We start from the raw sequence: 13,999 nt of genomic DNA, 5'->3' as shown, positions 1-13,999 counted from the left end.
AGCGCCCTGCTTAGAGCATTTCCAGCAAAAGTGGAAACCGGTTTTGCGCCCGGAAATGCGTAAAAACAAATAGATAGAGCGGTTCCAACGATTCCATTTGAACCGGAACCGCTCTAGCCGGCATCGGCAAGGCTATCCCGCATGGCACTCAGGATTATAATGGCGGAAGCCGCCCCCGGATCGATATGCCCGAGCGAACGCTCTCCCAGTCGCGCGGCGCGGCCTCTGGTTGCGACCATGGAGCGGGTCGAATCCGCGCCCTTTTCCGCCGCATCGAGTATCCGGGCCCACATTTGCGAGCCGGAAAGACCGGACGACCGCGCTTTTTCCGCCGCTTCCGCAGCCGGTATCCAGGCATCGAGCATGGTCTTGTCGCCGCGCTGTCCTTTTCCGCGGTCCTGAATGCCCTGCGTCATCGCCTCGATGATGGCAACCTGTCCTTCGGTGTCCAGCGTCTCATGCGCTTTCAACGCTTTGGAGGCGCTGCGAAATGCAGAAGCGTATAACGGACCTGTCGACGCGCCCACGGCATCCAGGAAAGCCGAAGCGGCGATGGCGAAGATTTCAGAAGGCAGGGTCTGTTCCAGATCGGCCTTGGCAAGCGCGCCGGTTACAGCCGAAAAGCCGAGCGCCATGGTAATGCCGTGGTCTGCATCGCCGATGGCGCCGTCGAGGTCGGACAGGCGTTCCTTTTCCTCCTTGATGGAAAAGGCGATGAGTTGGAACATTCGGCTAAGGCGACGCGCTGCAGTTTCCTGCATTTTTACCTCCCAGACGATCTGGAATTCATGAAGCCGCCGGGGCGGCATAGTTCAGTTGACCCGAAGAAAAGCGGTATCGCAAGGGTGTGACAGAAGATCGGACAGTTCCTGATCGAGATGCATGATGGAGATGGACGCTCCATTCATATCAAGCGATGTGCAGTAATGCCCGACCCAGTTGGCTTCGATCCTTATCTGCTTGGCGCTCAGCCGCTGTTCGACCCGCCGGAACAGAATGTAAAGCTCCATCAGTGGGGTCGAGCCGAAGGAGTTGACGAGCACCGCAACCCTGTCTCCGGGCGAGGCATTCATTTCGGCAAAAATCCGGTCCATGATGTGATCGACGATGGCATCCGCGGGCATCATTTTTTCGCGGACGACCCCGCGCTCGCCATGAATACCCATGCCGATTTCCATTTCTTCGGCCCCGATCTCGAAATTGTGCCGCCGCGTCTGCGGCAGGGAACAGGGTTCGAGGGCGACGCCCATCGTATAGGTGCGCCGGTTGGCCTTGCGTGTCACCGCTTCGCACGCTTCCAGCGACAGACCGCGATCGCAGGCCGCACCTGCTACCTTGAAGATGAAGAAGTTTCCGGCGACGCCGCGGCGTCCGTCCCGGTCCTCTACCGGAGAGGAGGAGATGTCGTCGGTCGTCAACACTGTCCGTGTCGGTATGTCGGCTTCCTGCGCCATTTCGGCCGCCATTTCGAAATTCATGACATCGCCGACATAGTTGCCATAGACGAAGAGGATGCCTTCGCCGCCGGAAGCAGCCTTCGCGCATTCCAAAATGGGGGCGGGCGGAGGGGAGGAAAAGACATTGCCGATGGCCACCGCATCGGCAAGCCCTTTGCCCACATAGCCCAGAAAGCACGGCTCGTGGCCCGAACCGCCGCCGATCACCAGCCCCACCTTGCCCGGACGGGGACCGCAACGCGCGACAAGGGCGCGTTTCGCCCCGTTGATCGGGGTCAGGTAGGCTTGATGGGCCTTGGTGGCGCCGTCGAGCATTTCCTCTACCACGTCGTCGGGGCTGTTCAGGAACTTCTTGATGTGGGTGCGATAATGGCTGGATATGTTTGCCGCCGGCTCGGGGCGCAGTTTCTGGGACAGCTTGCTGTCGATCCCGGTCACGCCATCGGCATTGAGGATGCCCCGGCCTGTTGCGGCATCGGTAACCAGCACATTGATATAGCCACCGCGCAAAGCGGCGAGAATTGCCGGAACCTTGTCGAAGCCACCGGCGACTGCGATGCGCATCGAGATTTTATGCAGCATGTCGAGCGTTATGCCGATGGTCCTGTCATCGAGGGGGCCTGACACGGGTTGTCCGTAAGCGTCGATGAAACGCCCCGCCACGACACCGACGGCATTCTTGGCCAGATATTCCTGTATCGAAACATTTTCAAAGAAGCCGCTCGTATGGATCGTCGAGTTCGGGCGCAGCGAGGAAATCCCGAACAGCGCCTTGTTGGCGTGGTTCAGCGCTTCGAATTGCTCCGCGATGATCGGTTCGTCGAGAATGGCCGTCTTCAATTCGGGGCTGGATACGATGGCGGGGGCCGCGATGTTGACGAGACGGGCGTTCGTCGCCCGTGCCATGGCTGCTGCGCAAAGTTCGGGCGTATAGCTGAAACTGGCGCGTGTGCCGCCCGTCGCCTGCACGATGGTCACGTCCTGCAGGTTGGATATACGGGTATTCTCGGCAATGGAGAGAACAGTACGTCCCCAGGCGACGGCCAGCGTATCTCCTGATTTCAGGAGCCTGGAAATCGCCTGCGCGGCGGCTGTTCCAAGCCGGTCGATAAGCGCTCGCGAACCATCATCGTTCGGCACCACAAGGCAGTCGCTCAGCCCGAAATGGCGTTTGAGTTCCTGCGCGATGGCAAGGGAACTGAGACGTGCCGGTTCGATGGAAATATTGACGATGCCACGGCTGCGCGCATCCGCGAGATAACTGTTTACGGTTGCTCGCGATATGCCCATGATTTCGGCGATTTCGCCCTGTGTGCGCCCGTCTTCATAATAAAGCCAGCACGCCCAGACATAGGGATCGTCACCATATCGCAGCGGAATGCCTTCGGCCGGTTCTGCCTGTCCGGCTTTGCCTGCGGTTGTTTTTGCTGGTGACGCCATCTCGTTCGCGCTTGTCTCCCTGGTCTTTCTTCTATCGACCGGCTGGCCCCGCAATACAATGTTTTTGTTTGCGTCTGGCTGGCGCTAACTCTTTGTCTGGGCATGATCCCCAAAACGGCTCCCGCTTTTGGGGATCATGCTCTGAGTGTCGGAGAACCGGAAGGCCCTGCGATGCGGGCCTTTCGGAAATCTATTGCAGGCGTTCGCGTGCGCCGTTGGCAAGTTCTGTCAGAATGATCGCGCAGGAGGTCGCCCCTGCATCGAGAACGCCCAGCGAACGCTCGCCAAGGCGGCTGGCGCGGCCGATCTTCGCAACCAGGTCGATTGTGGAATCGCGGCCTTTTTCAGCCGCGGCAATAAGAGCCTGAAGCGCTTCTCCAAAGGACTTTCCACTGGCGTTGGCCTCATCGAAGGCTTCGACTGCGGGCACAAGCGTGTCCAGCAGGGTCTTGTCGCCCACCTTGGCGGAACCGATTGCCTGAATGCCTTCCAGTCCGGCATGAAGCATATGGCTGAAGGCGGCGGGGTCGATATTGTCCACGCCGTCGATTTTCTCGGCAAATTCGGTAAACATCACTCCGTAAAGCGGTCCCATCGAGCCGCCGATCTCGGTCATGAGCACGGTTCCGAGCGTATCGAGGGATGCGGAAAGGGTTTCGTTTTGCCCCTTCAGGCGTTCGGCGGCCATGTTGAAGCCCTTGGCCATGTTGACGCCGTGATCGCCGTCGCCGATCTTCCCGTCGATTTCGCTGAGATAGGCGCGGTTTTCGACAATGCGCTCCGCCATCGCCAGTACGATATCTCCGGCTTTCGCGTTATTGAGTGTTTGCACGGGTTCTCTTCCTTACAGAATGGCGGTGCACTTTACTTCGACATCGAGCAGTTCCTTCAGCTCATCGTCAAGCGCCATCACCGTCAGCGTGGCTCCGACCATTTCAAGCGAGGTGAAATAATTGCCGATATAGGTGCGGTGAATTTTCAGCCCGCGCCCACTGATTTCGGACTCGATCGTATCGTTGAGAATATAAAGCTCGTTGAGCGGCGTTGCGCCCAGGCCGGAAATGAGGACGGCCACTTCCGTGCCTTCGGCAAGCCCATGATCGTCGAGCACGATGTGACACATATCTCTGGCCACCTCGGCTGCCGATTTGAGCGGTTCGACCCGCACGCCCGGCTCGCCATGATGGCCGATGCCGACTTCCATCGTTCCCGGTGCGATCTCGAAATTGGGATGTCCCACGGCAGGCAGGGTGCACGGTCCAAGTCCGACGCCGATCGAGCGACAATTGTCGATGGCTTTTTGCGCCGTCGCGCGAACCTCATCGAGTGTGGCGCCTGTTGCAGCCTTCGCGCCGCCTGCCTTCCACATGAAGATTTCGCCCGCCACGCCACGACGTTTCTCGCGCTCGTCGGCCGGAGCGGAGCAGACATCGTCGTTCGCGACGACCGTCGCCACTTCGATACCGTCCTTGGCGGCAAGCTTGATCGCCATCTTCACGTTCATGTTGTCACCGGCATAGTTGCCGTAGAGAACGATAACGCCCTTGCCGCCGTTGGCCTCGCGGATGGCGTCGTAGAAGCTCTTGGCGGTTGGCGAGGAGAACAGTTCACCAACCGCGACGGCATCGAGCATGTTTTTGCCGGTATAGCCGATGAACGCCGGTTCGTGCCCCGAGCCGCCGCCCGTAACGACGCCGACCTTGCCTGCAATCGGCGCGCCTGTAGCGGCAATCACGCGCGGGTTTTCGGCAAGCCGAACGATGTCGGAATGAGCTTTGACAAAACCCTTGACCGTGTCCTCAACGACTTCGTCCGGATTGTTGATGAAGCGCTGCATGGTATCTCCTGTAAGATGAATGAGCGCTAATGTGGTGAATCTGAAATTCGTATCACTTTGGAGCAGTGTTGCGAACGAATTTCGGGTTCAAAGCCACACTAGGCTCAAAGAATGGTATAGCCGCCATCGATCAGAAGATCGGCGCCTGTAATCATATCGGCTCCAGCAGATGCGAGAAACACCGCGGCTGCCGCAATCTCTTCCGGGTAGGCAAAGCGGCCGGCGGGGATGCGCTTCCTCGCCGCCTCACCCTTTTCTCCGGCCCAGGCCTTTTTACCAAGTTCGGTGAGCACGATGGTCGGAGAAAGCGTGTTGACGCAGATGCCATATTTGCCCCATTCTGCCGCGAAGGTCTTCGACATGCCGATGACGCCGAATTTCGATGCACAATAGGCGACGTGTTCTTCGATGGCGACCGTTCCGGCCTGGGATGCGAGATTGATGATCTTGCCGCCTTTGCCCGCGGCGATCATGGCGCGGCCGACAGCCTGCGTGACAAGAAAGCTGCCTTTGAGATTGATATCGATCGTCTTGCCCCAGGAATCGAGCGAAATATCTTCCGCTGGAGCCAGATAGACGACGCCCGCGCTGTTGACGGCAATGTCGATGGAGCCGAATTGGGCGACGGCGGCGGCGATGGCTTCATTAACCGAATGCTGGCTGGACACATCGCAGACGAACGGTCTGGCGTTTTCGCCAAGCTCCTCGGCTTTGGCTTTCGCCATGTCGGCGCTGATGTCGAGTACCGCGACTTTGGCTCCCTTGGCAACGAAAGCCTTGGATATTGCGGCGCCAATGCCGGAAGCGCCTCCGGTCACGACGGCCACTTTTCCAGAAAGCGGGAAATTCAGGTCAATTTGGGGAGCTTGATCGGACATTTTAGCCTCGAATGTACAGATTGTGGGCTGACGCCCCGGTTCGGCGATAAGGCGCCGCGCCGGGGCGTCGGGGCATTTACTTGCGGCTTTCCAGGAGCTTGTCGACGTTCTCGGCGGTTACAGGCGTCCATGGAACATTGTAGTTCTTGTCCTTGCCGTCATTGAACGGCATGTCCGGGTACTGCGCCCAGATGTCGGCCTGCGGCTTGTAGTCGCCCTTTCTGGCATGGAAAATCGCAAGGTCGAGAGCGCCTTGCGCCTGAGCGTTGGCGTCCTGCAGAATGGAGGTCATCGTACCATCCTTGACCGCATGGAGAGCATCGGTGATGCCATCGATCCCGGCGATTGCGAAGTCGTCCACCTTGAGATTGGCGGCTTTGATCGCTTCGATTGCGCCAAGTGCCATTTCATCGTTCTGGCCGATCACGCCGTTGATCTGACCGGGATGGGCCGTCAGCCAGTTCTCCATCAGTGTCTGGGCTTCGGCACGGGACCAGTTTGCGGTCTGATCTTCGAGGACCTTCACATCCGGGCATTCGGCAAGCGCCTTCTTGTTACCCTCCAGACGGGAAATCTGCGCGGACTGGCCGATAGGCCCTTCAAGAATAACCACGTTGCCCTTGCAGCCGATCTTGTCGAGCACGGTCTTGGCTTCCATGTAGCCTGAAACCGTGTCGTCCGAGCCGACATAGGCCGCAAGCAGATCGGAGTTGACGCGGGTATTCGAGCCGACAACAGGGATACCGGCATCGCTTGCCGCCTGAACGGCGGTGGCGCCGGCTTCGATATCGATGGGAACGAAGATGATCGCATCGAATTTCTGGGTGATCATCGTGTTGAACTGCTCTTGCTGGACCAGCGCATCGTAGCGGCCGTCAAACACGGTCAGTTCAACCTCGCCGTTCTTTACTGCCGGGTGCTGCTTGAGAGCTTCCGACCAAATCTGCATGAACTCGGCGTTCAATCCATAGGGCGCGGCGCCAATCTTGAGCTTCGCTTCCTGGGCGAGTGAAGACGTGGCGAACAGTGCGGATGCCGCTGCCAGTGTGATCAAGAGTCTTTTCATTGTTATCTCCTCCTTGGTTGATGCGGCTAACCGACTGGCGCGCCGTTTATGCAAATGATTTGAACCGGCGGCGATCAGGCATCCTGATTGCGTTTCTGGTCGAGCATGACCGCGCCGACGATCAGCGCGCCCTTCAGGACCTGCTGGTAGTAGGACTGGATGCCCATCAGATCGAGGCCGTTGTTCATGACGCCGATGATGAGTGCGCCGATGAGCGTTCCGGTAATGCGGCCCACACCGCCGGAAAGACTGGTGCCGCCGATGACGACCGCCGCGATGGCGTCGAGTTCGTAGCTGATACCTGCTTGTGGGAGAGCCGAGCCGGTGCGTGCTGAAAGGATCATGCCTGCAAGACCGGCAAGACCGCCCGAGATGACATAGACCGAAAACCGGACCCGTGAAATGTTGATGCCCGATGTATTGGCCGCATGGGGATTGCCCCCGACGGCATAGATGTAGCGCCCGAACCGCGACCGGTTGAGCACCCACCAGGACACCAGAAACACGATTGCGAGCAGGACGACGGGGACCGGGATGCCCACAATGTTACCGGTTCCGATCCAGCGAAAATCCGGGATGAGCGCGGGCACCGGCTTGCCGCCGCCATAAATGAGCGTCAGTCCGCGTGCGGCCGACAGCATACCCAGCGTCGCGACAAAGGCCGGGACCGAAAAGCGCGATACGATCATGCCGACCAATGCACCGCAGCAGATGCCGACCAGCAGCCCGACGGGAATGGCCACGAATGGCGAGTAGGGCGCGCCCGCAATGCCCGCGGTTGCGGATGTGGTGGCGAAACTTGCGCTGACGATGCCGGCCAGGGCGACGACCGAGCCGACCGAAAGATCAATGCCGCGCGTCAGGATGACGAAGGTCATGCCGATGGCGAGGATGCCGTTGATCGAGGTCTGCAAGAGGACGTTGGAAATATTGCCCGCCGTCAGGAAATACTGGTTGGAGAATGAGAGGATCGTGGCCAGCAGCAGGAAGGCTATGAAGATTCCGTATTCCTGGATGACCAGTCTGCGGCGTTCGGAGCCAAACCAGTTCGTCGATGAATTGTTTTCGGTGGTGGACACTTGCTTTACCTCTCTAGTGGTCTGATTCCGACATTTGCATCCCTCTGATATAGTTGCCGAGCAAATGTCGGAATCGAAAGACCACTAGCAACTTCATGCATCTAGTGGATTTTTCGAATTTGACGTTTGAAACAGCATCTCATTCAGTCGGGATTCAAACGTCAAATTCAATCCACTAGAACCGGTTCCGCCTTTTTGCGGGCGCTTGCGGTCCTATCTCCCTGGTCTCGAACGAAACGCATTGCCTTCGGGCCGTTTCTCATGTGGAAAGATGCACGAGCGACTGCGCGTCCGCTTCCTGCCTGCGATAGATGCCTGCCGACTGTCCGCTGCGCATGACCATGATCCGGTCCGACATGCCGAGAACTTCATCGATTTCCGAAGAGATCATGACGACGGTGCCGCCTTCGGCAGCGAATTCGCAGATGATGCGGTAAATTTCCTGCTTTGCGCCAACATCGACACCGCGTGTCGGTTCATCGAGCAGCAGGACCTTCGGCTTCCGCAGGAACCACTTGCCCAGAACGACTTTTTGCTGGTTGCCGCCGGAGAGACCGGAGACAGCCATCGTGTCCGTGGCGACCTTGATCCTGAACCGTTCGATCATTTGCTTGCTGGCGGACATTTCCTCACGCCGCTTCATGGCGAAGCGGGGGCTCATTTCGGGAAGGCTCGCCAGACAGATATTGTTGCGGACGCTCTCGTCGAGATTAAGACCGGTGAGCTTGCGGTCTTCCGTCACGAAGGCCAGTCCAAGCGCCATCGCATCCGACGGGCGGCGCACGGAGACAGGTTCGCCTTCGAGGTGGATGGTGCCGCTCGAGGCTTTATCGAGGCCGAAAAGACAATTGAAAATTTCCGACCGCCCCGATCCCATCAATCCGTAGATGCCGAGAATCTCGCCCTTATGGGCCGTGAAGGATATATCGGCGATCTTGCCGGGAGCGCTTAGTCCCGAAACCTGCAAGCCGGGGATTTCGGTTGGAGCGTTTGTCTTGATATATTCTTCGCCGAGTTCCCGCCCGACGATCATGTGGATGAGTTCGGCGCGTGTGATATTCCCGAGTTCGCCGCTGTCGATATAGCTGCCGTCGCGAAACACGGTGTATGAATCGGCGATCTGGAAGATTTCCGACAGCCGGTGCGAGACATAGACGATGCCTTTTCCGCTTGCTCTCAGGTTCTGGATGGCGGCGAAGAGTTGCTGCGCTTCCTTTTCCCCGATTGCCGAGGTCGGTTCATCCATGAAAATGACCTCGGCATCGTGGCTCAGCGCCTTGGCAATTTCCACAAGCTGAATCTGGGCGACCGACAAGTTCATCATGAACTGGTTGGCGCGGATTTTGAACTCAAGCTGGTCCAGCAGCCGCTGCGCATTCCTGTTCATCGTCTTGAAGTCGATGCCGCCGAAGCGGCGAAGCGGTTCCCTGCCCAGATAGATATTTTCCGCGACTGTCATATGGGGAACGGGGCTTAATTCCTGTTCGATGATCGCGATGCCCGCCTGAAGCGCTTCTGCCGGGCTGGAATAGGTGACCTCTTTTCCGCGCCGCCGGATATGCCCGCCGTCACGCGCGTGAATTCCCATCAGGATTTTCAGGAAAGTGGATTTGCCTGCGCCATTGCCTCCGCACAGCGCGTGCACCGAACCTGCCCGCAATTGCAGCCGCCCGTCCCGCAAGGCGGCAACGCCGCCAAAGGACTTTTTGAGCCCTTCCACTTCCAGCAGAAATTCCAATGCATTTCCTCCGCGAGCGACATTGACCCGTCGCCAGTTTCGACTTCTCCCAGAGTCGTTTGACAATATTCGGCAAATGATCGACAAATGTCAACATGCATTATATGAGGGGCAAAAGAAGGTTGATAGCGCTGCTCTCCAGATGGGAAGCGCCAGCTCGATTTTTCGGCGATCGGGCGTGATGTTGAGGAGATCCGATGGTCGGGGAAAGGGCGTGACGCCGGAAATCTATATGCGCGGCAATCTCCTGAAACGCGAGGTCTCGGGGGAAGATGTCGCGGCGGCAGTCCTGCATCTCGTGCAGGCAAGGGCATCGACGGGGGCGGTGATCAGCGTCGATGGCGGCAATGTCGCCGCGATGATGCGATAGTTCTTCCGTTTTGGATCACATCCGGGATGCGGTGTCTCTAATCTCTCGGCAACTGCCTGCTGTTCCATTGGCTTTCCGGGATCGGGTGGCCGATGGAATAGCTGAAGGAACTGATGGCCAGGGTTGCGGGATCGACCTTGCAGGTGAAATCGATAGCATACCATTTGCCTTTGCTGCGATAGGCCCCATCGCTGACAGTCTGGCCGGAATCCGAAACGGAACCGCCTGTACGGGCCAGCATGTCCGGGAAAGCGCCCGGCTGGTGACGACGGACCTGCTCCAGCGCTTCAATGCCGCATAGCTGGATGACACGATCCTTCGCGGGCAGTTTTCCGATAGCCTGTCTCACGCGCGGGTCTGCCATGGCGTCTTTCGAGTAGATTTCGCGCGCTTTGGTCAGTCTTTTCGCCGGTTGTGCGGATAGTGGCTTTGCGGGCTGCAAAGCGGGCTTTTGATCGGGAACAGGCACTTTCTGTTTCGATGCCGCAGCGTCGGTTCCATTGTCCGCCCGCAGCAGATTGTCGGCAGACTGCTTTCCTGGTCGAGGTAGCTCGGCTGATGGTGCTGGGTCGGGTGGCGTTTCGTCTTTGTTTTTCCCGGTTTCGGGTGCGGCGGGCGGCAAATCCGCTCGTTCCGGCTTGGGCGTTTCCGTTTTGGCTGCTGCCGATTCGAAAGCCTGCGGGGCTGCGGCGGCAGGTGGTTGTTTCGGCTTTGCCTGTTCTTTCGGGGCCGGTTGGGGAACGATTTCCACATTGACGCTTTGTTCCGCCGAAGGTGCGGACAATGCGGGCAAACGCACGACGAGCAGCAATGCGAGCATCAGATGGAGGCCGACCGATGCCGGTACGCCCCATCCCGTCTCGCCCGTCAGTCTTCTCGCAAATTGCCGCATGGCCCGGATGATGACGGACTCGACGGTGTGAAGCTAGGGTCAGGACCTGTTAATCTGGTGAAAATCACCCCAAAAAAGAAAAACCCCGGCAGCAACGGATCCACAGCGCCGGGGTTAGGCTTCGGCGTGTTGAGGGTGTTAGCCGAAGCGAGTCCGACAGTATCCCCGCGGCTGCACGTTGAATATCCCCGTAAACAGGGGAGACAGGCAAAAATTTGTGATTTTGATGGCCGAAAATTGAGCGATTGGTCATGGGCGGGCCTATTAGGACAGGCGGGCCAGACCGGGTTTTACGGCCACTACCGACTCGAACGGCATGATGATAAGGCTGCGCTTCAGGAACGGGCTGTCAGCGTCATTGAGTGGGGAACATGCCGATCTATGAACTTGCAGCCTTCGGGTCTGCCATCTGCTGGGCGCTTACGGGGCTGATTTCCGCAGGGGCGGCAGGGCATCTGGGCGCGCTGTCATATAATCGCATTCGTCAGGTTTTCGTGACCTGTCTTCTGATCGCCTATGTCGCCTTCACCGGTTCGTGGCGGCAGTTGGACAGCGAAAATATTCTGCCTCTGATGTGTTCCGGCTTCATCGGCATATTTCTGGGAGATACGGCCCTGTTTGCGGCCGTTATCCGGCTCGGGCCGCGGCGCGCCGGTATTCTTTTCGCCATGAATGCGCCGATAGCGGCGCTTCTGGGCTGGACGGTTCTGGGCGAAATGCTTTCGATCCGTGCGGTCTTTGGCATGGCGCTCACCATTATCGGTGTGTGTCTGGCCATCTTCTTTGGAAAAAGATCTTCCCAGAAACATCCCTGGGAAGCCGTGAAAGGCGCATTGTGGATTGGAATTGCGTTCGGATTGCTTGCGGCGTCAGGCCAGGCAATCGGCTCGATCATCGTGCGTCCGGTCATGGAAACCGGGATCGATCCATTCGTCGGCTCGCTCATACGGGTCGGGGTGGCGGCGGCCTGTCTGAGCGCTCTTGCCCAATTGCCGGTTGCAGCGGTCAAATCGCGCAATCCGCCGACATTGCCGGTTGTTGCAATGACCGCTCTTTCAGGGTTTCTTGCGCTGGCGGTCGGTATGACCCTGTTGCTTTTCGCATTGTCTGGCGGCAAGACCGGTATCGTCTCCACCATATCGGCAACGACGCCGGTAATCATCCTGCCGCTTCTGTGGCTTCGGACGGGCGAGCGTCCGGCCGCCGGGGCGTGGATTGGAGCCGCTTTCGTCGTGATAGGGCTGGCATTCATCCTCTATCGGTAGCGCCTGCCGCTTGCAGCAGGCGCTTCTTCAGGATCAGGCAGCGAGTGACTGATCGTCCGTGGTTGGGACTTCCGAGATCGTGCGGAGAACCTGCGAAGCGATCTGGTAAGGGCAGCCCTGCGAATTCGGGCGGCGGTCTTCGAGATAACCCCGATATCCATTCGCGACGAAGGAATGCGGAACGCGGATCGAAGCACCGCGATCGCCGACGCCATAGGAGAACCTGTTCCACGGAGCGGTTTCGTGCTTGCCGGTCAGGCGAAGATGATTGTCCGGTCCATAGACGTCGATATGGGCGTCCAGATTCTTTTCGAACCGGGCCATGAGGGCCTCGAAATATTCCTTGCCGCCAACGTCACGCATGAATCTGGTCGAGAAGTTGCAATGCATCCCTGAGCCGTTCCAGTCCGTGTCGCCGAGCGGCTTGCAATGGAACTCGACATCGACGCCATACTGTTCGCAAAGGCGCAGAAGGAGATAACGAGCCATCCAGATCTGGTCGGCGGCGCGTTTCGAACCCTTGCCGAAAACCTGAAATTCCCACTGGCCCTTGGCGACTTCCGCGTTGATGCCCTCGTGGTTGATGCCCGCGGCGAGACAAAGGTCGAGATGTTCCTCGACGATCTTGCGGGCGATCGACCCCACGTTCTTGTAGCCGACGCCGGTGTAATAGGTGCCTTGCGGTGCGGGGAAACCCTGTGCCGGGAAGCCGAGCGGACGGCCGTTTTCATAAAGGAAATATTCCTGCTCGAAGCCGAACCATGCATCGTCGTCGTCAAGCACGGTGGCGCGGCTGTTGGTCGGATGCGGGGTGACGCCGTCCGGCAGCATGACTTCGCACATGACGAGCGCGCCATTGGTGCGCGCCGGGTCAGGATAGAGCGCGACCGGCTTCAGGACACAGTCCGAGCTATGGCCTTCCGCCTGCATCGTGGACGAGCCGTCGAAGCCCCAGAGCGGCAGTTGCTCAAGGGTCGGGAAAGCATCGAATTCCTTGATCTGCGTCTTGCCGCGCAGATTCTGTGCAGGCATGTATCCATCGAGCCAAATGTATTCGAGCTTGTACTTGGTCATCGGTCAGTCTCTCTGTCATCCTCAATTGATCGTTCACCGCAAGTCAGCAGTGCCGCCCGGCTCGGTGTTCGTTTCATGAGAAGCAAGGAGTATGCCAGTTTTCGTCGCGCCGGATTTGGCGGGTGGTCGGCATGGGCGGGTTTCGGAACAAGTGTGCTGGTGTGTATTGTGCGCGAGCATTGCGCAGACCGGTGCATAAAAAATGAGCAACTGGCTATAAATTCATCATGGATGCATCGTGCATTCACACCCGGTTCCGCCCTTTGACTTCCGGGCCCATTTTTATAGGGAACAAAACGCTTCCGAAATCATTTACTTCGAGCGCATTGTCGGGGAAGCTGCCCGGGCAATGTGCTGCGTCCGATTCCGTGCATCGCTGATGATGCATGTGCGGGCGCGTTAAGTTTTCAACGATCTGGAGACCGTGATGGGGATTTTCGACAAGATTAAGAACGCCATTTGGGGTGAAGCGCAAGCGGCAACGCCTGCAACCGAAGCGGCTGCGCAGCCGTCGCCGACCACTGCTTCAGCTTCGCCGGCTCCGGCCGAGGCCGCTCCTTCGTCCGCTTCTGCATCCGCGCAGTCGGTCGATATTGGCGCCATTCTGGACGCAGCGGTCGCCAAGAGCGGCCAGAAGCTCAACTGGAAGACTTCGATTGTCGATCTGATGAAGGCTCTCGGCCTCGATAGCAGTCTCGAACATCGCAAGCAGCTTGCAACCGAGCTTGGATATACCGGCGATACGGGTGACTCCGCCACCATGAATATCTGGCTGCACAAGCAGGTTATTCAGAAGCTCAAGGATAATGGCGGCAAGGTTCCAGTCGGCCTTTGATATTGATATGGCTGGCCGACTGGCGATCTGGCAAAAGGCGCCGCGAGGCGCCTTTTTCCTTGGTGCGC

General features: G+C 58.5%; 13 protein-coding genes. 3 read left to right on the top strand and 10 right to left on the bottom strand.

Features of this window, described 5'->3' with window-relative positions; translation table 11 throughout:
* Positions 1 to 113 precede the first annotated feature (113 nt).
* From dhaL (FHS76_RS04215) to FHS76_RS04180, 8 genes are all read right to left on the bottom strand, one after another.
* Positions 114 to 761: a dihydroxyacetone kinase subunit DhaL gene (gene dhaL / locus FHS76_RS04215; RefSeq protein ID WP_183648571.1), complete on the bottom strand. Its 648-nt coding sequence runs from the start codon at positions 759 to 761 to the stop codon at positions 114 to 116.
* A gap of 51 nt (positions 762 to 812) precedes the next feature.
* Complete coding sequence (locus FHS76_RS04210; protein WP_183648569.1) at positions 813 to 2,897, bottom strand: bifunctional sugar-binding transcriptional regulator/dihydroxyacetone kinase subunit DhaK; 2,085 nt, start codon at positions 2,895 to 2,897, stop codon at positions 813 to 815.
* Positions 2,898 to 3,087: 190 nt separating this feature from the next.
* On the bottom strand, positions 3,088 to 3,729 hold the full coding sequence (dhaL, locus tag FHS76_RS04205; protein WP_183648567.1) for a dihydroxyacetone kinase subunit DhaL: 642 nt from the start codon (positions 3,727 to 3,729) through the stop codon (positions 3,088 to 3,090).
* Between the two features lie 12 nt (positions 3,730 to 3,741).
* Positions 3,742 to 4,734 carry a dihydroxyacetone kinase subunit DhaK gene (locus FHS76_RS04200; RefSeq protein ID WP_183648565.1) on the bottom strand — a complete coding sequence of 331 codons (993 nt, stop codon included), beginning with the start codon at positions 4,732 to 4,734 and terminating at the stop codon, positions 3,742 to 3,744.
* A 104-nt stretch (positions 4,735 to 4,838) separates the two neighbouring features.
* A complete protein-coding gene (locus FHS76_RS04195) occupies positions 4,839 to 5,612 on the bottom strand; it encodes an SDR family oxidoreductase (protein ID WP_183648563.1) in 774 nt (257 codons plus the stop codon).
* A gap of 76 nt (positions 5,613 to 5,688) precedes the next feature.
* The gene (locus FHS76_RS04190) at positions 5,689 to 6,678 is read right to left on the bottom strand and encodes a substrate-binding domain-containing protein (protein ID WP_183648561.1); all 990 of its coding nucleotides are present in this window, start codon (positions 6,676 to 6,678) and stop codon (positions 5,689 to 5,691) included.
* A gap of 74 nt (positions 6,679 to 6,752) precedes the next feature.
* Positions 6,753 to 7,757 carry an ABC transporter permease gene (locus tag FHS76_RS04185; protein WP_183648558.1) on the bottom strand — a complete coding sequence of 335 codons (1,005 nt, stop codon included), beginning with the start codon at positions 7,755 to 7,757 and terminating at the stop codon, positions 6,753 to 6,755.
* A gap of 259 nt (positions 7,758 to 8,016) precedes the next feature.
* The gene (locus FHS76_RS04180; RefSeq protein ID WP_183648555.1) at positions 8,017 to 9,495 is read right to left on the bottom strand and encodes a sugar ABC transporter ATP-binding protein; all 1,479 of its coding nucleotides are present in this window, start codon (positions 9,493 to 9,495) and stop codon (positions 8,017 to 8,019) included.
* A gap of 181 nt (positions 9,496 to 9,676) precedes the next feature.
* On the opposite strand from FHS76_RS04180, the gene FHS76_RS04175 reads away from it, so the two are divergent.
* Complete coding sequence (locus FHS76_RS04175) at positions 9,677 to 9,865, top strand: hypothetical protein (protein WP_183649342.1); 189 nt, start codon at positions 9,677 to 9,679, stop codon at positions 9,863 to 9,865.
* 37 nt (positions 9,866 to 9,902) lie between these two features.
* Here the strand turns inward: FHS76_RS04175 and FHS76_RS04170 are convergent, their stop codons facing one another.
* Positions 9,903 to 10,757 (bottom strand): DUF930 domain-containing protein, encoded by an 855-nt coding sequence (locus FHS76_RS04170; protein WP_183648552.1) that lies wholly within the window; start codon positions 10,755 to 10,757, stop codon positions 9,903 to 9,905.
* A 371-nt stretch (positions 10,758 to 11,128) separates the two neighbouring features.
* Here FHS76_RS04170 and FHS76_RS04165 point away from each other — a divergent pair, with 371 nt between their 5' ends.
* Positions 11,129 to 12,022 (top strand): DMT family transporter, encoded by an 894-nt coding sequence (locus FHS76_RS04165; protein ID WP_183648549.1) that lies wholly within the window; start codon positions 11,129 to 11,131, stop codon positions 12,020 to 12,022.
* 33 nt (positions 12,023 to 12,055) lie between these two features.
* On the opposite strand, the gene FHS76_RS04160 is transcribed toward FHS76_RS04165, so the two are convergent.
* Positions 12,056 to 13,096: a glutamine synthetase beta-grasp domain-containing protein gene (locus FHS76_RS04160; protein ID WP_183648547.1), complete on the bottom strand. Its 1,041-nt coding sequence runs from the start codon at positions 13,094 to 13,096 to the stop codon at positions 12,056 to 12,058.
* 427 nt (positions 13,097 to 13,523) lie between these two features.
* Here FHS76_RS04160 and FHS76_RS04155 point away from each other — a divergent pair, with 427 nt between their 5' ends.
* Entirely contained in the window at positions 13,524 to 13,931 is a 408-nt protein-coding gene (locus FHS76_RS04155) for a DUF3597 domain-containing protein (RefSeq protein ID WP_183648545.1), read from the top strand.
* Positions 13,932 to 13,999: the final 68 nt, after the last annotated feature.

This window comes from Brucella daejeonensis, from assembly GCF_014199265.1.
Taxonomy (GTDB): domain Bacteria; phylum Pseudomonadota; class Alphaproteobacteria; order Rhizobiales; family Rhizobiaceae; genus Brucella; species Brucella daejeonensis.
Note: the sequence above shows the minus strand (reverse complement) of the source record. Positions and strands in the feature narration are given on the sequence as shown.